The sequence below is a fragment of the Vibrio sp. V23_P3S9T160 genome (assembly GCF_963886625.1).
GTDB lineage: Bacteria > Pseudomonadota > Gammaproteobacteria > Enterobacterales > Vibrionaceae > Vibrio > Vibrio anguillarum.
Window position 1 is genome coordinate 53,661 of the sequence record NZ_CAWPDB010000105.1, and the last position, 21,909, is coordinate 75,569.

Annotated in this window: 16 protein-coding genes and 2 tRNA genes; 4 read left to right on the forward strand and 14 right to left on the reverse strand. The window is 44.3% G+C overall.

Features of this window, described 5'->3' with window-relative positions; translation table 11 throughout:
• Nucleotides 1-68 precede the first annotated feature (68 nt).
• From infB to rlmE, 10 genes are all read right to left on the reverse strand, one after another.
• On the reverse strand, nt 69-2,783 hold the full coding sequence (gene infB, locus AACU59_RS05710; RefSeq protein ID WP_017043248.1) for a translation initiation factor IF-2: 2,715 nt from the start codon (nt 2,781-2,783) through the stop codon (nt 69-71).
• A gap of 24 nt (nt 2,784-2,807) precedes the next feature.
• Nucleotides 2,808-4,295 (reverse strand): transcription termination factor NusA, encoded by a 1,488-nt coding sequence (gene nusA, locus AACU59_RS05715; protein WP_013857618.1) that lies wholly within the window; start codon nt 4,293-4,295, stop codon nt 2,808-2,810.
• A gap of 36 nt (nt 4,296-4,331) precedes the next feature.
• Nucleotides 4,332-4,787, reverse strand: a complete 456-nt coding sequence (rimP, locus tag AACU59_RS05720; protein ID WP_013857619.1) for a ribosome maturation factor RimP — start codon at nt 4,785-4,787, stop codon at nt 4,332-4,334.
• Between the two features lie 210 nt (nt 4,788-4,997).
• Nucleotides 4,998-5,074 (reverse strand) — tRNA-Met (locus AACU59_RS05725).
• 54 nt (nt 5,075-5,128) lie between these two features.
• A tRNA-Leu gene (locus AACU59_RS05730) sits at nt 5,129-5,212 on the reverse strand.
• Nucleotides 5,213-5,238: 26 nt separating this feature from the next.
• Nucleotides 5,239-5,574, reverse strand: a complete 336-nt coding sequence (secG, locus tag AACU59_RS05735) for a preprotein translocase subunit SecG (RefSeq protein ID WP_010318534.1) — start codon at nt 5,572-5,574, stop codon at nt 5,239-5,241.
• 263 nt (nt 5,575-5,837) lie between these two features.
• The gene (gene glmM, locus AACU59_RS05740) at nt 5,838-7,178 is read right to left on the reverse strand and encodes a phosphoglucosamine mutase (RefSeq protein WP_017045391.1); all 1,341 of its coding nucleotides are present in this window, start codon (nt 7,176-7,178) and stop codon (nt 5,838-5,840) included.
• A 22-nt stretch (nt 7,179-7,200) separates the two neighbouring features.
• Nucleotides 7,201-8,031, reverse strand: coding sequence for a dihydropteroate synthase (gene folP, locus AACU59_RS05745; protein WP_094144404.1), 831 nt, complete (start codon nt 8,029-8,031; stop codon nt 7,201-7,203).
• Nucleotides 8,032-8,089: 58 nt separating this feature from the next.
• The gene (gene ftsH / locus AACU59_RS05750) at nt 8,090-10,039 is read right to left on the reverse strand and encodes an ATP-dependent zinc metalloprotease FtsH (protein ID WP_017049783.1); all 1,950 of its coding nucleotides are present in this window, start codon (nt 10,037-10,039) and stop codon (nt 8,090-8,092) included.
• A 98-nt stretch (nt 10,040-10,137) separates the two neighbouring features.
• Nucleotides 10,138-10,767 (reverse strand): 23S rRNA (uridine(2552)-2'-O)-methyltransferase RlmE, encoded by a 630-nt coding sequence (gene rlmE / locus AACU59_RS05755; RefSeq protein WP_010318530.1) that lies wholly within the window; start codon nt 10,765-10,767, stop codon nt 10,138-10,140.
• Between the two features lie 119 nt (nt 10,768-10,886).
• Between rlmE and yhbY the strand changes: the two genes are divergently transcribed.
• The gene (gene yhbY, locus AACU59_RS05760) at nt 10,887-11,183 is read left to right on the forward strand and encodes a ribosome assembly RNA-binding protein YhbY (protein WP_010318529.1); all 297 of its coding nucleotides are present in this window, start codon (nt 10,887-10,889) and stop codon (nt 11,181-11,183) included.
• 88 nt (nt 11,184-11,271) lie between these two features.
• Here yhbY and greA read toward each other — a convergent pair whose 3' ends face one another.
• On the reverse strand, nt 11,272-11,745 hold the full coding sequence (gene greA, locus AACU59_RS05765) for a transcription elongation factor GreA (RefSeq protein WP_013857625.1): 474 nt from the start codon (nt 11,743-11,745) through the stop codon (nt 11,272-11,274).
• Between the two features lie 553 nt (nt 11,746-12,298).
• Between greA and ompU the strand changes: the two genes are divergently transcribed.
• On the forward strand, nt 12,299-13,291 hold the full coding sequence (ompU, locus tag AACU59_RS05770; protein WP_088720911.1) for a porin OmpU: 993 nt from the start codon (nt 12,299-12,301) through the stop codon (nt 13,289-13,291).
• A 99-nt stretch (nt 13,292-13,390) separates the two neighbouring features.
• Nucleotides 13,391-14,833: a serine-type D-Ala-D-Ala carboxypeptidase gene (gene dacB, locus AACU59_RS05775; protein WP_094144405.1), complete on the forward strand. Its 1,443-nt coding sequence runs from the start codon at nt 13,391-13,393 to the stop codon at nt 14,831-14,833.
• On the opposite strand, the gene AACU59_RS05780 is transcribed toward dacB, so the two are convergent.
• Both AACU59_RS05780 and tyrS read right to left on the reverse strand, forming a co-directional pair.
• A complete protein-coding gene (locus AACU59_RS05780) occupies nt 14,812-15,657 on the reverse strand; it encodes a magnesium transporter (RefSeq protein WP_026027515.1) in 846 nt (281 codons plus the stop codon). The genes dacB and AACU59_RS05780 overlap by 22 nt on opposite strands.
• A gap of 489 nt (nt 15,658-16,146) precedes the next feature.
• On the reverse strand, nt 16,147-17,334 hold the full coding sequence (gene tyrS, locus AACU59_RS05785; RefSeq protein WP_013857629.1) for a tyrosine--tRNA ligase: 1,188 nt from the start codon (nt 17,332-17,334) through the stop codon (nt 16,147-16,149).
• 129 nt (nt 17,335-17,463) lie between these two features.
• Here tyrS and AACU59_RS05790 point away from each other — a divergent pair, with 129 nt between their 5' ends.
• Complete coding sequence (locus AACU59_RS05790; RefSeq protein WP_094144407.1) at nt 17,464-18,756, forward strand: peptidoglycan DD-metalloendopeptidase family protein; 1,293 nt, start codon at nt 17,464-17,466, stop codon at nt 18,754-18,756.
• A 51-nt stretch (nt 18,757-18,807) separates the two neighbouring features.
• Here the strand turns inward: AACU59_RS05790 and AACU59_RS05795 are convergent, their stop codons facing one another.
• The gene (locus tag AACU59_RS05795; protein WP_094145335.1) at nt 18,808-21,906 is read right to left on the reverse strand and encodes an efflux RND transporter permease subunit; all 3,099 of its coding nucleotides are present in this window, start codon (nt 21,904-21,906) and stop codon (nt 18,808-18,810) included.
• Nucleotides 21,907-21,909: the final 3 nt, after the last annotated feature.

Sequence of the window (21,909 nt, forward strand, 5' to 3'; positions counted from 1 at the left end):
CAACCCAGCCCCCCATGGTGTATTCAACAACCGATTACTGTCTATTTCAATACAGCAACGTCAGTCAATTAATCCAGTGTACGTTTAATTTCCACTGTTTCGAAGACTTCGATTTGGTCACCAACGCGAACATCATTGTAGTTCTTAACGCCGATACCACATTCGTAGCCATTCTTCACTTCTTGCACGTCATCTTTAAAGCGACGTAGCGACTCAAGCTCACCTTCGTAGATAACCACGTTATCACGTAGAACACGGATAGGGCTATTACGTTTGATAACGCCTTCAGTCACCATACAACCAGCAACTGCGCCTAGTTTAGGTGATTTAAATACTTCACGAACCTGAGCAAGACCAATGATCTCTTGCTTAAACTCTGGTGCTAGCATGCCGCTCATGGCCGCTTTTACTTCGTCAATCAATTGATAAATGATTGAGTAGTAACGTAGGTCTAAGTTTTCAGATTCGATAGTACGACGAGCTGATGCATCAGCACGAACGTTAAAGCCAAGTACGATAGCGTTAGAAGCTGCTGCAAGTACTGCGTCAGTTTCTGTGATACCACCCACACCAGAACCCACGATGTTCACTTTCACTTCATCAGTTGAAAGGTTACGCAGTGAATCAGCAATGGCTTCAACTGAACCTTGAACGTCTGCTTTTAGTACCACGTTCAGTTCAGCCACTTCACCCGCTGTCATGTTAGAGAACATGTTTTCGAGCTTAGATTTCTGCTGACGTGCAAGCTTCACATCACGGAATTTACCTTGACGATAATTTGCCACTTCACGTGCTTTACGCTCATCACGAACTACTGTTGCTTCATCACCAGCAGCAGGAACACCAGACAAACCTAGAATTTCAACAGGAATTGATGGGCCCGCTTCCGTAACTTCGTTACCAGTTTCGTCGCGCATCGCACGAACACGGCCATATTCTTGACCACACAGTACGATGTCGCCTTTGCGTAGTGTTCCTGATTGAACAAGAACGGTTGCCACAGGGCCACGGCCTTTATCAAGACGAGATTCAACCACCACACCAGACGCCATACCATCTTTAACAGCATGAAGCTCAAGAACTTCAGCTTGAAGTAGGATAGCTTCTAGTAGGCCATCAATATTAGTTCCCTGTTTCGCAGAGATGTGAACAAACATGTTCTCACCGCCCCACTCTTCAGGAATGATGTTGTGTTGAGCAAGCTCATTTTTCACGCCATCTGGGTTCGCGCCATCTTTATCAATTTTGTTCACTGCAACGATAAGTGGTACATTCGCCGCTTTCGCATGTTGAATCGCTTCAACCGTTTGTGGCATCACGCCATCATCTGCTGCAACAACCAATACAACGATATCTGTCGCTTGAGCACCACGAGCACGCATTGAAGTAAACGCAGCGTGTCCAGGAGTATCAAGGAAGGTGATCATACCGTTTGGTGTTTCAACGTGGTAAGCACCAATGTGCTGAGTAATACCACCGGCCTCGCCTGATGCAACGTGTGTGCGACGGATGTAATCAAGTGTTGATGTCTTACCGTGGTCAACGTGACCCATGATGGTCACAACTGGCGCACGAGGCACTGCTTCAAACTTGTTATCACGGTCAGAAAGGATCGCTTCTTCCAGTTCATTCTCTTTGCGGATGAGAACTTTATGACCCATTTCTTCAGCGACTAATTGCGCGGTTTCTTGGTCGATCACTTGGTTGATGGTTGCCATTGCGCCCATCTTCATCATCACTTTGATAACTTCAGTTGCTTTCACTGACATTTTGTTTGCCAGTTCAGAAAGAACAATCGTTTCACCGATCACAACATCTTGCTTAGCGACAACCGCTGTTTTATCAAAACCATGTTGCATCGATGCAGGTTTAGCCATACGACCTTTACGAGCTTTGCCTCGGCGCGTACCGCGCTCTTGCTTATCATCCTGAGATGAGATTTTGCTCTTATTAGCTTTCGTAGATTTACGGCTAGCACCTTCTTCACGGCGATCTGCTTCATCTTCGGCTTCACGTGCATACGTTGAAGTCGTAACATGGTAATCTGTATTTTCTTCCATACTACCCTTTTTCTCTTCTTCAGCAGACCAACGCTCTTTATTCTTCTCAGCCAATTCACGTGCTATTTCTAGCTGGCGCTGACTTTCCTCTTCAGCTTTACGTAATGCTTCGGCTTCTTGACGACGTTTAAGCTCTTCGGCTTCTTTTCGCGCTGCTTCTTGCTTCATTTTATTTTCAGCAGAAAGTTCTGGTTTCACTGCAGAACGTTTTGCTTTCTCATCCGCGTTAGCTGTTGCATTCGTTTGTGCTTCAACCTTCGCTTTCTCTTGTGCCTCACGCTTCGCTTTTTCTTCGGCTTCACGCTTTGCTTTTTCTTCGGCTTCGCGCTCTGCTTTTGCTTGTGCTTCACGCGCTGCTAATTCTTGTGCTTCACGTTGCGCGGCTTCTTCCGCTTCACGTGTTGCTTCATCGTCTACTGCACTGCGCTTAACGTAGGTACGTTTTTTACGCACTTCAACTTGAACATTCTTACTTTTGCCGCCGCCGGCATTGACGCTCAATGTGCTGCGTGTTTTTCGCTGCAACGTCAAACGAGTCGGCTCTGAGTCACCAGTGGTATCACCGTGCTCTTTTCTAAGATGTGACAGTAGCTTATGCTTTTCATCATCAGAAACGTTATCAGAACTCGTTTTGTTCATGCCTGCATCAGCAAGTTGTTCTAACAAGCGGTCAACTGGCGTACCAATTTCTTCACTCAGTGCTTTAACTGTAAGTTGTGTCATGCCGCTCTCTCCCCTTGCTGAGAATTATTCTTCTTCGCTAAACCAACAAATATTGCGCGCTGCCATGATCAATTGACCTGCGCGTTCTTCTGTTAGACCTTCAATATTTTCGAGGTCATCAATACCTTGGTCAGCAAGATCTTCTAATGTGACTATGCCTTTCGCTGCGAGTTTAAAGGCCATTTCACGCTCTAAACCTTCTAGTGCGAGCAGATCTTCTGCTGGCTCTAGCCCTTCAAAAGACTCTTCTTGTGCTAGCGCAATCGTGGTCAACGCATTCTTCGCGCGAGTACGCAATGCTTCGATGATATCTTCATCTAGGCCGTCAACTTCAAGTAGCTCAGCAACTGGCACATAAGCCACTTCTTCAAGCGTTGAGAAGCCTTCTTCAACCAATAACTCAGCGAAGTCTTGCTCGATATCGAGGTACTTCATGAAGTTTTCAATAGAAGCCATCGATTCTTCTTGATGTTTTTTCTGTAGATCAGCAACCGTCATAACATTCAATTCCCAACCAGTCAGTTGAGAAGCGAGACGTACGTTTTGACCATTACGACCGATTGCTTGCGCTAGGTTATCCGCTTCAACAGCAATATCAATTGAGTGCGTATCTTCATCCATGATGATCGATGCAACATCTGCTGGTGCCATTGCATTGATAACAAATTGAGCTGGGTTATCATCCCAAAGAACGATATCAATGCGCTCACCGCCGAGCTCACTCGATACGGCTTGAACACGTGCTCCACGCATACCGACACACGCGCCCACAGGGTCAATGCGTTTGTCATTGGTTTTGACTGCAATTTTCGCACGTGAACCCGGATCACGAGCCGCGGCTTTCAATTCAATCAGCTCTTCACCGATTTCTGGCACTTCTACACGGAATAGCTCAGCGAGCATTTCTGGTTTTGAACGAGTAATGAAGAGTTGGAATCCGCGCGCTTCAGGGCGTACAGCATATAGCAGACCACGAACTCGGTCACCTGGACGAAAGTTTTCACGCGGTAGCTGGTCATCACGTAAAATAACCGCTTCAGCGTTATTACCTAAATCCAGAATAACCGAATCACGGTTTACTTTCTTAACAACGCCAGTAACCAACTCACCTTCGTTATCAATAAACTGTTCGACGATTTGCGCACGTTCAGCTTCACGCACTTTTTGTACGATAACTTGTTTTGCTGTTTGTGTTGTAATACGGTCAAAGGTCACTGATTCAATTTGATCTTCAATATATTGACCAAGTTCAGCTGTTTCGTCATCGTATTTAGCTGCATCGTATGAAATTTCTTTTGTTGGATGTTCAACATTTTCAACGATTAACCAACGGCGAAAAGTTTCAAACTCACCCGTTTTACGGTCGATAGCAACACGTACATCGACTTCAATTTCATGTTTCTTCTTTGTTGATGTGGCAAGCGCAGTTTCAAGCGCCTCAAAAATACGCTCACGAGGTACGGCCTTCTCGTTCGAAACCGCCTCAACTACCGCTAAAATTTCTTTACTCATTTAATCTAGCCTCTTAAGCTCTTTTCTCTAGGAGAACTAAAATTTAGGGATCAGGTTAGCTTTAGAAATATTGCTTAGCGCAAATAGTTCTTCTTTCCCATCAACGCTAATTGCAACGGTTTCACCATCAATAGAATGGATAATTCCTTTCCATTTGCGACGGTTGCCGACACCCATTTTCAAAACGATGCTGACTTCGTGACCAATAAACTGTTCATAATGCGCTGCTTTAAAAAGTGGTCTCTCTAAACCTGGTGAAGAAACTTCTAGGTTGTAAGCCACAGAAATTGGATCTTCAACATCGAGCACAGCACTCACTTGATGGCTCACTTCTGCGCAATCATCAACGTTAATACCGTTTTCATGATCAATATAGATGCGTAATGTTGAGTGCTCTCCGGCACGAATAAATTCTAATCCAACTAACTCATAACCTGATGCCGCTACTGGAGCGTCAAGCATTTCAGTAAGTTGTCTTTCTAAACCAGTCATTTAAACCACTCCAGAAACAAAAAAAGGGCACAGAGCCCAATTTAAATTCCAAGCAACTATCTGAAAATCTCGTACTTGAGAAACTCAGATAACAAAAAACCCCGATTAGTCGGGGTTTTTTGTTGCTGGACCCTGATGATTGAGAATCTAAATTCTCAATTGCAGTGAGGTTGACACTGCACAAACTTGCATCCAAAACCCAAAAAGAATTGGTTGCGGGGGCCGGATTTGAACCGACGACCTTCGGGTTATGAGCCCGACGAGCTACCAAGCTGCTCCACCCCGCGTCCGACTTGCGAGCATTATACGCTCTATCAAGTGATTTACAAGTTTGTAAATAATGGTGCCGAGAGAGGGACTCGAACCCTCACACCTAAGGCGCTAGCACCTCATGCTAGTGTGTCTACCAATTTCACCATCTCGGCAATTATTTGTACTTATCTAAGATAAGTTATTGCGGGATTTCGTCACCAGATTTTACTGGAACGTCACTCGCTGTATCCGTAGTTTGCTCAATCACTTGACCTTTAGTTGGGTCAATCCATTGTGATTCAGTTTTATGCGTAGACAAATTGCCCAATGCCAAACTAAGAATGAAGAATACGGTTGCAAAAATTGCAGTCATTCGGGTTAGGAAATTTCCTGAGCCACTAGCACCAAACACAGTGTTTGACGCGCCAGCACCGAAAGAGGCTCCCATATCTGCGCCTTTACCTTGTTGAATTAACACTAGGCCAATGATACCAAGCGCTGCCAACAGGTAAATCACAAGTAGAACTGTAAACATTACTTCCACCTATGTTCCAAATAGTTGAGCCAGCGCCGTTCTTATCAACTGACTTGAACAAGGCTAGCGGCCTCCTCAACGAAGGCGGACGCAATACTAACGAATGCATCCCATGCTGACAAGGAGTATTTTATAAAAAAATGGAGTTTATGCTTCAAGCGGTTAAAAAAAGGGCAACAACACCCTATGTGTATAGCTAACCATAAGATTTCAAGCCGAATTACGGTCATGAAATCCTAGGTTAACTCATATTATTTTTCTGGTTAGCAATTATCTTTAACCGCTTGAGCTATCTTTAATGCTGAATTTTTTACTAGCTCAGCATCTTCCCCTTCCACCATCACGCGCAATAAAGGTTCAGTACCTGATTTACGCAAGAGCACTCGACCTTGGCTACCAAGTTCCGCTTCTACGGCAGCTACAGCTGCTTTTACCGCTTCGGCTTCTAATGGGTTGGAATCACCACTAAAACGTACGTTTTCTAAAACCTGCGGGTAAAGCGTCATGCCTTTAGCCAGTTCATTGAGCGACATTTCACTGCCCACAACGGAAGCAAGAACTTGCAACGCCGCAACAATCGCATCACCCGTAGTCACTTTGTCTAGCAGTATGATGTGCCCTGAATTTTCTGCGCCAATTTTCCAGCCTTTTGCCAGCAATTTTTCCATCACATAACGGTCACCAACCGCCGCTCGCACAAAAGGGATACCTAACTGCTTTAAGCCGTTTTCCATACCAAGGTTTGTCATTAGCGTTCCAACAACACCACCTTTTAATTCTCCACGTCTCAGGGCATCACGGGCGATGATATAGGCAATTTGATCTCCATCCACTTTATTGCCAAGCTCATCAACCATAATTAAGCGATCGCCATCACCATCAAATGCCAGCCCTAAATCTGCTTTTTCTGCCACAACGCGCTGTTGCAACGCACGGACATCCGTTGCTCCAACTTCGTCATTAATATTCAGACCATCTGGCTCAACCCCCATTGCTATCACTTCAGCGCCAAGTTCCTTAAAGACATTAGGAGCGATGTGATAGGTGGCACCATGAGCACAGTCAACGACGATTTTCAGCTTTGATAAATTCCATTGCGATGGAAAGGTACTTTTACAAAACTCGATATACCGCCCTGCAGCGTCGACCATACGTGAAGCCTTACCAAGTTCGGCAGACTCGACACACTCAATCGGTTTATCCAATTCAGCTTCGATCTCCAATTCAATTTCATCAGGTAATTTAGTCCCTTCGGATGAGAAGAATTTGATGCCGTTATCGTAATAAGGGTTATGCGACGCTGAGATAACGATCCCCGCTTCTGCACGAAAGGTTTGAGTCAGGTAAGCAACAGCTGGCGTCGGCATAGGTCCGGTAAAAATCGCCTTTAATCCTGCAGCGGCTAAGCCCGCTTCTAGAGCCGACTCAAGCATATAACCTGAAATGCGCGTATCTTTACCAATAATGACTTTTTTCGTGCCTTGTTTTGCCAATACACGTCCAGCCGCCCAGCCAAGTTTTAATACGAAATCGGGAGTGATAGGATACTGTCCAACTTTACCGCGGACACCATCTGTACCAAAGTAACGTCTTTTGTCAGACATGATTTTTCCTTAATTATTATTGTTAACTATTTTGAATAATGGTTTGTACTATTTTCATTGCTTCAATGGTTTCGTTCACATCATGGACACGAATAATCTGTGCACCTTTCATTGCCGCTACAGCTGCACAGGTAACGCTCGCCACCATACATTCAGCTGGTTTTTTATTGAGTAGTTTAAAAATCATTGACTTACGAGACATCCCAGCCAATATCGGCAAACCTAGCTGATGAAATGCGTCTAGATGTGCAAGCAGATAATAATTATGCTCAATGGTTTTGCCAAATCCAAAACCGGGGTCGAGGATAATATTTGCACGCGCGATCCCCGCGCGCGCGCACGCTGCGACTCGATCTTCTAGAAAGAGCTTAACATCCGCTAACACATCTTGGTAATGTGGACTGGTTTGCATCGTTCGTGGCTGGCCTTGCATATGCATGATACAGACAGGCACTTGTGCTTTAGCCGCAACCTCTAATGCCCCCGGCTCTTGCAGTGCACGAACATCATTAATCAAGTCAGCACCAGCCTCAACCGCCTGACGCATCACTTCAGCTTTACTGGTGTCAATTGAAATCCAGACGTCATATTTTGCACGAATAGCTTTAATAATAGGAATAACACGAGATAATTCGTCATCGAGAGTCACTTCTGGAGCACCCGGCCGAGTTGACTCCCCTCCAATATCAATAATGCTGACACCTGCGGCAATCATTTTATCGGCATGCTCTAGTGCCAAATCTAGCGCGTTAAATTTTCCACCATCGGAAAATGAATCCGGAGTCATGTTCAAGATACCCATGACATGAGGACGATCGAGGATAAGTGTCTTTGTTGGGGTTTGAATCTTCATTTTGCTCTAAAACACAAAAACCCCGAGAAAGCTCGGGGTTTAATTTGAATATTAACGATTACTCAGCATCTTTCTTTTCTGAGGACTCAGTGGCTACTTCGTCTTCTGCTGCTGGCTCTACTTTTGGCTCTTGAGCTTTTTCCGCTTCCGCTTTTTCTGCTTGAGCTTTGGCTTGATCAGCCCAACCTGCAGGTTCGCGAATCTCGGTTTTACGCTCCATTAAGTCATCAATTTGGCCTGCATCAATCGTTTCGTATTTCATCAACGCATCTTTCATTGCATGCATAATATCCATATTTTCTTCAAGGATTTTACGCGCACGATCATAGTTGCGGTCAATAATTTTACGAACTTCGTCATCAATCAACTTAGCAGTATCTTCAGACACATGCTTAGTTTGAGTCACGCTGCGCCCTAAGAAGACTTCACCTTCATCTTCTGCATACAACAATGGGCCAAGTTTTTCCGAAAAGCCCCATTGAGTAACCATTTTACGAGCAATGGCTGTCGCACGTTCGATATCGTTTGATGCACCAGTTGAAACGTTTTCTGGGCCGTAAATTAACTCTTCCGCTAAACGACCGCCATACAAGCTTGAAATCATAGACTCAAGATGCAGCTTCGACATGCTAACTCTGTCTTGTTCAGGCAAGTACATCGTCACACCTAAAGCTCGACCACGTGGAATAATCGATACTTTATAAACAGGATCATGTTCAGGTACCAAACGACCAACAATGGCGTGTCCTGCTTCATGATAAGCTGTTGATGCTTTAGTTTCTTCAGACATCACCATCGAACGACGTTCAGCACCCATCATGATTTTGTCTTTTGCTAACTCAAACTCAACCATTGAAACATTGCGTTTGTTACCGCGAGCAGAGAATAACGCCGCCTCGTTCACTAAGTTCGCCAAATCGGCACCAGAGAAACCCGGTGTTCCGCGAGCAATCAATGAAGGTTCAACATCACCAGCTAAAGGTACTTTGCGCATATGAACTTTCAAGATCTGTTCACGGCCGCGAACATCAGGTAAACCGACCACCACTTGACGGTCAAAACGCCCCGGACGCAGCAATGCTGGGTCTAAAACGTCTGGACGGTTAGTTGCCGCAATGACGATAACGCCTTCATTGCCTTCAAAACCATCCATTTCAACCAACATTTGGTTTAAAGTCTGCTCACGCTCATCGTGACCGCCGCCGACACCAGCACCACGTTGACGACCTACCGCATCAATCTCATCAATAAAGATGATACAAGGTGAAGCCTTTTTCGCTTGCTCGAACATGTCACGTACACGAGATGCACCGACACCGACAAACATTTCAACGAAATCAGAACCAGATATAGTGAAGAACGGTACTTTCGCCTCACCAGCAATTGCTTTTGCCAGTAATGTTTTACCTGTACCAGGAGGACCAACCATCAAAACACCCGTTGGAATTTTCCCACCCAGTTTTTGGAAGCGACTCGGATCACGCAAGTAATCCACAAGCTCTTTCACATCTTCTTTCGCTTCGTCACACCCAGCCACATCACCGAACGTGGTTTTGATTTGCTCTTCACTCATCATACGAGCTTTGCTCTTACCAAATGACATGGCACCTTTGCCACCGCCACCTTGCATTTGACGCATGAAGAATATCCAAACACCGATCAGTAGGATCATTGGGAACCAAGAGATAAAAATGGTCCCGAGCAAACTTTGCTCTTCTGGTGGTGTACCTTGTACTTTAACGTTTTGATTAATCAAATCATCAAGCAGTTTTTGATCGTACACGGGCATGTAAGTTACATAGCGAGTACCACCGCCTCTACGAGTAAAGGAAATTTCACTATTGTTAAATTGAGCTTCTTGAATCTGGCCTTGGCCAACTTCCTGTACGAACGTGGTGTAATCCACTGCTTTGCCGTTACTATCACCAGGGCCAAAGCTCTGGAATACCGACATTAAAACGACAGCTATAACTAGCCACAGAATTAAATTTTTTGCCATATCACTCAAGGTGTAAGCCTCGCGATAACTAATTGTAATTAAAGGTAGGGTACTACAGTTTGTAACCTGTAGCCATATGTTAACTTATGCCTTGTACAGCAAAAACGTTAACCTTTGTAACCAGTGGCTACAACAAAGACTTCTCTTGAGCGAGCTCGCGAAGAGTCTGGTTTTCTTATTTTCACGACTTTAAACAGGTTTCGAACTTCTTTGACATAATCATCAAAGCCTTCTCCCTGAAAAACCTTGACCACAAAACTACCATTTGGAGTAAGAACTTGTCGACACATATCTAGAGCTAGTTCAACCAAATACATTGCCCTTGGCTGATCAACCGAATTATTTCCAGCGATGTTAGGTGCCATGTCTGACATCACTACATCAACCATATCAGGCTGTATACGATCTAATAGTGCTTCCAGTACGGCCTCTTCACGAAAATCGCCTTGTAAGAAAGCAACGCCAACAATAGGATCCATCGGCAAAATATCACACGCGATCACTCGGCCTTTATCACCGACGATACCCGCTGAATATTGAGACCACCCGCCGGGAGCCGCCCCTAAATCCACAACAGTCATTCCTGGCCTAAGCAGTTTATCTTTATTTTGAATCTCTTCTATTTTGAAAATAGCACGCGAACGATAACCTCTCTTTTTGGCTTCATTCACGTATTTATCATCAAAATGTTCTTTCAACCAGCGACTAGAGCTGGCCGAATGCTTCTGTTTACTCATTCGATTCCTAACTGAAATGTTTCCATCCAAGAAAGTATGGTAGAAAATATAGTCTTCAGGGATAGATGGCGTTAAAATAGCTTTTTTCAACCCTTATATTAAATAAAATTGGCCGCATAATGAACCTAAGCACCAAACAAAAGCAGCACCTTAAAGGCCTAGCACACAGTTTGAAACCTGTTGTACTGATGGGCGCGAATGGACTCACTGAGGCTGTTCTAGCGGAAATCGAGATTGCCCTCAACCACCACGAACTGATCAAAGTGAAAGTAGCATCCGAAGATCGCGAAACTAAGCAGTTGATTATCGATGCTATCGTGCGTGAGACTGGCGCAGAAAAAGTACAAACCATTGGTAAGATTCTCGTACTATTTCGTCAAACCGAGCAACGTAAAATCGAGATCCCTCGTAAGTAATCAGTCGCGTTATCGACGCTCTGACTCTGATGGATACAGACAAAAAAAGGTCGCACACTGCGACCTTTTTGATTGTTGTTGAAATGAATTAGAGGTATTCAACTTTATCGATTTCGAAATCTTTATCACCACCGGGAGTGGCGATAATCACCTCATCACCTTCCATTTTACCGATCAAACCGCGGGCAATCGGTGAGCTGACAGAAATGCGCCCAGATTTAATCTCAGCTTCATCTTCACCCACAATCTGGTAGCGTTTCACTTCATCAGTATCACTGTCAATCAATGTCACTGTTGAACCAAAAATCACTTTGCCTGTATTTTCCATTTTAGTGATATCGATCACCTGAGCAACAGATAGCTTATATTCAATATCACGAATTTGAGCCTCACAAATACCTTGCTCTTCTCGAGCGGCGTGATATTCCGCATTTTCTTTTAGGTCGCCAAGTTCACGTGCGGTTGCAATAGCTTGGGTAATTTGTGGACGTAATTTTAGCAGCCTATCTAACTCTTCGCGCAGCAATTGTTCACCACGAACTGTCATTGGAACTTTTTCCATTTTATACCTCTAATGCCAAAATTCGTATTTGGGCAAAACAAAACTACCCAACACAACAAAGGTTAGGTAGTACATGGATTAACATAGTTGCTAATCAGTGTAATCAAACTTCGTGACTAAATCATCTTAAATCACACGTGACCCCTGTCAGGTTTCTGTGAATGAGTTTAGGGGAAAGTGATAAAAAACAGACACAAAGCTCATTTTCACGAATGTTTTCGCACAAAAAACCGACCCACCTCACTAAAAAAAAATAAAAAACAAACTATTCAGACCAGTTAATAAAAACCAATAAACCAAATAAAAAACAAAGACTTGATATTTATTTACACGAAATAAAACAGCGTTCATAAACCTGTTTTATATCATTTTACTAACTAATTTCGGAACTTAAGAGTAAAAAGTAGAACACGAAATGCTAGTAACGTTTGGTTGTACGTTAGTGAAGGTTTACAAAACCCAACTTATGCAACTCAATGTTCAAAAGCACTCGAAGGACGATATAGACGTCGCAAATAAAAATATTTATGGACAGTAAATTAGGACTAATAAGATGAACAAAACTCTGATTGCTTTAGCAGTATCAGCTGCTGCAGTAGTAACTGGTGTAAATGCTGGTGAGCTATACAACCAAGACGGTACATCTCTAGAAATGGGCGGCCGCGCAGAAGCACGTCTTTCTCTTAAAGATGGCAAAGCGGACGATGCATCACGCGTACGTCTAAACTTCCTAGGTAAAGTAGCGATCAACGACAGCCTATACGGCGTTGGTTTCTACGAAGGCGAATTTACTACTGCTGATGAAGGCACTGCTGACAACAAAGGTGATTTGGACAACCGTTACACTTATGCTGGTATCGGCGGTAACTTCGGTGAAGTGACTTACGGTAAAAACGACGGCGCTCTAGGTGTTATCACTGACTTTACCGATATCATGTCATACCACGGCAACAAAGCAGCGTATAAAATTGTTGTAGCAGACCGCGTAGACAACATGGTGGCTTATAAAGGTCAATTTGCTGATCTAGGCGTTAAAGCAAGCTACCGTTTTGCTGATCGTCAAGAAAGCACGTCTGCAATCACAGACAACAACGCAGACGGCTACTCTCTATCAGCTATCTATGCAATCGGTGACACTGGCGTTAAGCTAGGTGCGGGTTATGCAGATCAAGATAAAGCAGCGAATGCGTCTTCTGATCAATACATGCTAGCAGCGTCTTACGCTATCTCTGATTTCTACTTCGCTGGTACTTTTGTTGATGGTCAAGACAAAGCAGCAAGCAAAACAGATAAAACTGGTTATGAGCTAGCAGCAAAATACACTATGGGTCAAGCTGTATTCACTTCTACATACAACTACCTAGAGTCTAAAACTTCTGGCGCTAAAAAAGATGAAGCGGATAGCTTTGCAGTTGATGCAACTTACTTCTTCAAACCTAACTTCCGTTCGTACATCTCTTACAACTTCAACCTACTTGATTCAGACAAAGTAGGTAAAGCTGCATCTGAAGACGAACTAGCACTAGGTCTACGTTACGACTTCTAATTCTTGGCTTAATGTCATAGATTTAAAACGCCTGCTTGCTAGCAGGCGTTTTTTTATCTCGCTATACTGTATGCACACTCCGCCCTGAAATGCCGTGTTATGCTCTTATTAAACCGCAGTGCTTTTTTATTCATCCTCTCCTTCTTCTTTCCTTTATCGACTTTGGCGTATACGCCTTTGCAAACACTGCCACAAGGTACTCGGGTGGGTTTATTCGTTCACTCTTTAGCCACTGAACAGGTTTTTCAAGATACTAATAACATACAAGCGCTTTTCCCTCCTGCCAGCACTTTAAAAATGCTCACCGCGCTTGCCGCCACGCTAGAGCTTGGCGAACAATTTCGATTCACGACTCAGCTAACTCAACATGGCGATGACATTGTTATTCACTTCTCTGGCGACCCTACGTTAACCAGCCAAGATATAAAGCAGCTACTCAGCGAGCTAAAAAAACAGGGCATCTCACAAATAAAAGGCAACCTTTGGTTAGATAATTCAGCCTTTTCAGGTTATGACCGTGCGGTTGGCTCACCTTGGGATATTCTGGGGGTATGCTATAGCGCCCCATCAAGTGCAATCACTCTGGATGGTAATTGTGTGCAAGCCTCTATTTATACGCAGCCGAACGGGAAAACTCGGGTTTATGTGCCTGAGCACTATCCCATTCACGTGACCAGCTACGCAAGAAGTGTCACTAAGACTGAACAAGAGAGTGCTCGCTGTGATTTAGAACTGCGCACTTCAGAGCAGAACCATTACCAGCTCGACGGCTGTTTGGCCGAGCGAACACAACCTCTTCCACTAAAGTTTGCCGTGCAAGACCCAAACTTATACGCCACGCGTATGATTTATAAGCAACTCAAACAAGTGGGTATTGAATTGCTAGGCGAGGTTAAGCTGGGTGTAAAACAAGATGAACTGAGCATAGAAAAGGGTTCATTGATAGCGACACATCAATCTATGCCACTGTACCCGTTGTTAGAAATGATGCTTAAAGAGTCTGACAATTTGATTGCTGACAGTTTAACCAAAACACTTGGCCAGCATTTTTTTATTCAACCCGGCAGTTTTAGTAATGGCACCGAGGCGATCAAGCAGATCCTTTTTTCTCGAACAGGCATCAACTTGGCACAAGCTCAGTTGGCTGATGGTTCGGGTTTATCACGTAACAACCGCCTGTCAGTAAAAAATATGGTGGATGTGCTGAATTACATTTGGATTAATAATCAAACCCTTAAGCTTATTGACATCATGCCTAAAGCAGGTGAATCCGGTACCTTACAGTACCGACGTAGTATGCGTGGCCAAGCTATACAAGGGCAGCTGATTGCCAAAAGTGGTTCGCTTTATGGAACGCATAACATGGCGGGCTTCGGTTTAGATAAACAAGGAAAACCGAGTACATTATTTGTTCAATTCATCACTGATTATTATCCGCAAGATCAAGGCGATAACACTAGTGTTACCGCCCCAATTGCTCAATTTGAGACGCTCTTCTTTGAAGATGTCGTTAAGTTCAGTCAGCTCAGTCCTAATGAATAGTTCACCACGTTAAAGTAGATCCACATACCCGAAATATCGACGATAGAAGCCAGTACTGGGCTAACTAATACCGCAGGATCTAAGTTAAAAACGCGCGCAGCAATGGGTAATAAGCCGCCAATCGTCGTAGAAATAGTGACTTGGATAAAGAGCGCAACCGCAATTGCAAACGCAATGTTTTCTAGTGGAAAGCCTCCGGTTGAGTTGGCATCACTAAACAACATAATGCGAGCCACCATCACCGCAGAGATAGCCAACGCAAGGCAAACCGCAACACGGCACTCCTTCCACAATACGCGCAACCATTGACGTTTGCGTAATTCACCAACCGCCAACGCGCGCACGACTAACGTCGCAGCTTGCGAGCCAGTATTCCCACCTGCAGCGGCAATAACAGGCATATACACAGCCAAGAGCACAAGCTGGCTCAATGTATCTTCGTACTGGGTAATAATCAGCCCGGATACGATACCAAGTAGTGCCAATACAATAATCCAGCCAATACGCTGCTTCACATGTTCAATCACGCTAGTGGTTAAATAGCTTTGTGCCGTTTCAACTTCTGAGTAAATAAACCCCAATTGGTTAGCGTAATGGCGAGCGCGAATGTCATAGCCCCCTTTATCTAATTCACTGAGTAGTTGCTGAACATAACCAATAGTACAGTGACGTAAAATCGCCACTGCCTCTTCGATAGGCATCACTGCCAATAAATGTACCTGTTTTTGCTGTTCGTACTGCAAAAATGCATTACGAGCCGCACCAATCTCTTCCAAAGAAAAGTTAGGTGAATTTTCAATATAAATGTTGCTCATTACCGTCATGGCGAATCTCCCGATTGGCAAAGGTAACGACCATCGAAATGATACCCAAATGCAATATATTGGTGAGCAATGACGTCATTGTTCATCAATGTAATTCACAGATAAGTTTTCATCTAAAACTAGAGAGCAGGAGAAAAATCGAGAGGTGTAAATCAGAAAAGATAAGCCCTACCACTGAGGGTAGGAGCGAAGATCGCCAATACCGAAAGCGGTTATTTTTCTCCCTTCATACTAGGGGGATGGTCGGTATTGTTCATAAAAATCTCCGAAAGTACTGCTCAATTAGCAGTGCGCAAATTGTACCAAAGCCTTTGGCGAAATACACTCTGATCTTTGCATCTAATGCGTTTCAATTTCAACCATACTCAATCACAAAAAACCACCATTCAGATTGGAGATTTAATGGCTAATTAATATGCCAAGATCAGACCCAGCAAAAAAGCGCCCTTAGACGCTTTGATGAATAGACGGTTCACTTTACTGTGATTTTTACTTTACAGTAACTCGTGCGAACTTACGCTTGCCGACTTGGTAAACATAAGTCCCCGCGGCTGGTACATTTTTGCTGTCGTCGATTTTTTCGCCATCTTGTTTGGCACCGCCTTGCTTGATCATTCGCATCGCATCAGACGTTGAAGCCACTAAACCCGCCTCTTTGAGCAGGTTAGTGATAGCAATACCCGCTGCAAATTCAAATTCTGGCATCTCTTCTGGCATCGCACCTTTTTGGAAGCGGTTGATGAACTCTTGCTCAGCCGCATCCGCCTCTTCTTTAGAGTGAAAACGTGCAATGATCTCTTTCGCCAGTAAGATTTTGAGATCGCGTGGGTTTGTGCCATTTTCAACATCAGCTTTGAACTGTGCGACTTCTTCCAATGGACGGAAAGAAAGCAACTCGTAGTAGCTCCACATTAATGTGTCAGAGATCGACATGATTTTGCCAAACATTTCACTTGGCGATTCACTGACACCAATGTAGTTGTGCGCTGATTTGGACATTTTTTTCTCGCCATCCAAACCAACAAGCAGTGGCATCATCAAGACAACTTGTGGTTTTTGACCATGTGCTTTTTGCAGTTCACGGCCCATCAATAGGTTGAATTTTTGGTCAGTACCACCAAGCTCAACATCTGTCTCCATTGCGACTGAATCATAACCCTGTAGGAGTGGATACATGAATTCATGGATGGCAATAGGCTGACCATTAGCGTAGCGCTTTTTGAAATCATCGCGCTCTAGCATGCGAGCCACCGTTTGGTTCGATGCAAGACGGATCATGCCTTCCGCGCCCAATAGAGACAACCATTCAGAGTTAAACTGAATTTTCGTTTTAGCCGGATCAAGAATCTTAAACACTTGTGTCTTATAGGTTTCAGCATTACGCAAAACATCGTCACGAGTGAGCGGTGGACGCGTGGTATTTTTACCGCTTGGGTCACCAACCATACCCGTGAAATCACCAATCAAAAAGGTGACTTCATGGCCCAAATCTTGAAATGCACGTAATTTATTGAGGATCACCGTATGTCCAAGATGGATATCTGGAGCCGTTGGATCAGCACCTAATTTAATGCGCAGTGGACGGTTTTCTTTCAGTTTCGCGATCAATTCATCTTCTGGGATTAGCTCTTCAACGCCGCGTTTAATTTCAGCTAAAGCCGCTTCAATACTCGCCATTCTTGTTCACTCCTACAGATTTGGCAAAATTTAATAGTTGAACATCTTACTTGAATAGCGATGCTTTTTGAAACCAGTTAGACTAACGAACCGGCTAATTTCTTTATAATTTACTAAACGAACCTAAATATGCTTTCAATTTTCGCTCGTCTCCCTTGGGTGCATCGAATCCTCATCGCCTTTTTAAGCGCACTCATGGTTTTCGCGCTGCTATTTCTACCAAACCCTGAAGATCTCGCTCAGGATCCGAATCGTCTAGAAATTGGTCGTCATTATCCATTAACCATTAACGCCGAAGCACTCTCTCCGGGAATATCTATCTCGCCTTCCACCATGCTGCGTTGGGAAACTTATCAAGTTAAATCGGGGGAAAGTGCCGCCGTATTATTTCAGCGAATTGGGCTTTCGGCTCGCTTACTCTATCAACTCACGGCAACAAATCGTGATATTGACAGCCAGCTTTCACGACTTAAGCCAGGAGATGAGCTGCAATTTGGCTTTGATGAAAATAATGAACTTGTTCAACTCAATCGCATTATTAGCGCCTTTGAAACCTTTCGTATCACTAAATCGGGCGATGGCTTTACTTCTGAGTTTGATAAAAAAGAGCTGATGTTCCAGTACAACTATGCCGAAGCGATCATTACTTCAAATTTTTGGAATGCGGGGATAAGCGCGGGTTTAACGGCAAACCAAATCATGGAGTTAGCGGGTATATTTGGTTGGGATGTGGATTTTGCGTTAGATATTCGTGAAGGTGACCAATTTAAGCTGCTATTCCAAGAAAAGGTGGTGGAAGGTGAGGTAATTGGCCGCGGAAATATCATTGCCGCCGCCTTTACCAACCAAGGTACGACGTTCACAGCAATATTGGACGATACAACAGGCAATTACTATGACGAAAATGGCCGGGCCATGAAAAAGGCCTTTTTACGCTCGCCGATCGATTTTCGTCGCGTGACATCGAATTTCAATCCTGTCCGTCGCCACCCCGTCACAGGAAAAGTCACCGCACACAGAGGAACCGATTACGCCGCGCCAGTTGGTACCCCAATTTGGGCAGCCGGCGATGGTGTGGTTGAGAAATCAAGTTACAACCAATTTAATGGTAATTATGTGTTTATTCGTCACAGCAACACCTACATTACCAAATACCTACACTTACAACGACGTATGGTCAAAACTGGTCAACGAGTCAAACAAGGACAAACGATTGGTACTTTAGGAGGGACAGGAAGAGTTACCGGCCCTCATCTCCACTATGAATTTTTGGTCAACGGTGTACACAAAAACCCAAGAACGGTCTCTTTACCGCAATCTAAATCCTTAACGGGCCAAGCAAAAACCACCTTTATCGCCAATGCTCAAATTAGGCTTGGGAAGCTAGAACGCTATAGCCAATTACTCTATGCCAATAAATAATAAAAAAAGGCCCACCAATAATGTGGGCCTCATTGTGTAAGATTGAGCAGATTACTCTTCGAGAATAGGTGGTGGTTCCTTACGCCCCAACATCAACAAGCAAGGCGTCAGCACTAACGTTAAGACAGTGGCAAAAGCAAGGCCTCCCGCAACGGCCGTGGCGAGTTGTGACCACCATTGCGTGCTGGGAGCACCAAACTCAATTTTCTGGTTAATCAAGTCGATGTTCATCTCCAGTACCATTGGCAATAACCCTAAAATAGTCGTCACTGTGGTCAATAAAACGGGCCTTAAACGCTGAACACCAGTGCGTAAAATGGCCTCTTGTTTTGACAAGCCTCTGCGTATCAGTTGGTTATAAGTATCTATCAATACGATATTGTTATTCACCACGATGCCGGCCAAGGCGATGACCCCAATACCTGACATAATAATGCCGAAAGGTTTTTGGAAAATCAGCAGACCTGCAAATACTCCGACCGTTGAAAACAGTACTGCACTTAAAATGAGGAATGCTTGGTAAAAACTATTAAATTGCGTAACCAGAATTAACCCCATAACCACCAGCGCAATCAAAAAGGCATTTTTTAGAAATTCTGAGGAATGTTCCTGCTCTTCATTTTGCCCTCGTAATTTAAACTCCACCCCACTAGGTAAATTCAGTTCCGACAATGCTTGAGTAACTTTCGGCAATTCAAGGGCCAGATTATACCCTTCCTTTAGATCCGCCATAATATCGATAACCCGTAGGCCATCAATCCGTTTGATCGTATCTTGTTTGTGATCCGGTTTTATCTGCGCAAAATTGGTTATCGGCACCAGACCTGCGGGTGTGTTGACCCGCAACTGATCAAATCGACCAATATCTCGTTTATCCTCTGGGTACCGAACCAGAATATCGACCTCTTCGTTTGCATCATCAGGCAAGTAGTCACCAATTTTTAGTCCATTAGTCACAAATTGCACTGTGTTACCTACCAATGTCGCATCGGCTGAAAATCGAGAGGCATCATCACGTCGAATATCAATTCGCCAGTCAATTCCTTCTTTATTTGAGGTGTCACTGATATTAGTCAACGCGGGATTGTTATCAGCCCACTTTCTGACCATTTTAGCGGCCTCATTAAGATTTTCAGGAGTACGCGCCGACATTTCAATCACCAGATCATGCTCAACAGGTGGCCCTGCATCTGGAAATTTATACTCGATTTCCACCCCTGAAAACTGATCCGTGGTGCTTTTAAGCTCTTCAATAATCGCTTTGACGGTGCGGCGATATTGCCAATCAACAGGGGTAATTTGAATCTGGCCAATTTCATCCTCTCCCCCCGTTCGAGTATAGACGCTCTCAAATTCCTCATGGCCAAGCATCACCTGCTCAATTTCTCGCATTAAGGTGTCTTTTTCTTGGATGGAAAGATCGCCATAAGAACGAACTTTAACGGTGAAATAAGGCGGATCCACCTCTGGGAAGAATTCGGCACCGAGCCCTGCTTTGGCATAAGCAAAGCCAATCACAATCGCGAGCACTATCGCACTGAACAGTATTTTAAGTGGGTGACGAATCGCAATGGCCAACGTGTGATAATAGAGCTTGGTGATGCCCGTCGCTTGGGAAAAATCACCTTCATGTAAAGCAATCATCCGTGCTTGACTGGCAGCCGAAGCATGTTGCGGTCGGCCAATTAAACCTCCCAACACTGGTACAAAAAGCAATGCCATGATCAGCGATGCGGCAAGAGTAGCGATAAGCGTGAGGGGCAAGTACTTCATAAACTCACCCGTGATGTCCGGCCAAAAAAGCAGAGGGGCAAAAGCAGCTAAAGTAGTAGCAGTTGATGCGGTAATCGGCCATGCCATCCGTTTTGCTGCATCTCGATACGCTTCTTTACGCGGCACACCTTCTTGCATGCGCCGATCAGCAAACTCAGTTACCACTATGGCTCCATCAACCAGCATGCCAACCGCCATAATCAGAGCAAATAACACGATAATATTGACGGTCAAACCAAATACAGACAACACTAACAGCCCAGTTAGAAATGAACCCGGAATCGAAATTCCAACCAGCAAGGCGGTCCTCATTCCCAAAATAGCAATAATCACAATTACAACTAAGATGATTGCCGATAGGATATTGTTCTGCAGATCGTTGAGCATGATCTCAACGTCTTTCGACTCATCCCACGTGTATTTGACCAATAGATTACTTGGCCAATCTTCCCGTTTTTGCGCCTCTGTCATCACCGTTTTTACCAGCTCAACGGTTTCGATAATGTTTTCACCTGCACGCTTTTTAACATCTAACACCACCGCCGATTTACCATCTAAACGAGCAAAGCTTTCAGGGTCTCGAAATGCCCGTCTGACGGTCGCGATATCACCAAAAGTGATTACTTGCTTACCATCAACCTTCACCGGAAGCTCTAATACATCTTTCAAGGATTCAAAGACAGAAGGAACCTTTACGGAAAAACGTCCGTAGCCCGTATCGACAAAACCCGCCGCAACGACTTTATTATTCAGCGCGATTAAATTATAGATATCGCCTTGATCGAGCCCGTAACTTTCCATCAATAAGGGATCGACGATGATCTCAACAATATCTTCGCGATCGCCAGCAATATCAACTTCTAATACTTGTCGGTAGCTTTCTAATTTGTCTCTCAACTGCCTTGCAATTTGTACAATAGCTCGTTCTGGTAAAGTGCCATAAAGCACCACTGATAATATCGGTTGCTCTGATGCGAATGTCACTTCGTTCACAGTCGGCTCATCGCTGTCTGCTGGTAATTTTGGTTCAGCCAAATCAACCGCATCTCGGACATCTGCCATCGCTTTATCAAGATTGACGCCAACATTAAATTCCAAGACAACAGAAGCATGACCTTCAGAGGCATTTGACGTCATCTCTTTTACCCCTTCAATAGAGCGCATTTCTTGCTCTAGCGGGCGTACGATAAGGCGTTCAGCGTCACTCGGTGATATACCTTGATGGCTGACAGAGACATAAATGATAGGAATGGTAATGTCGGGGCTCGATTCTTTAGGGATCGACAAGTAAGTCGCCACACCAGCAAACAAGATAAAAATCAGCAGCGATAACATGGTGCGCGAACGAGATAGCGCCGCATCAATAATGGAAAACATAAA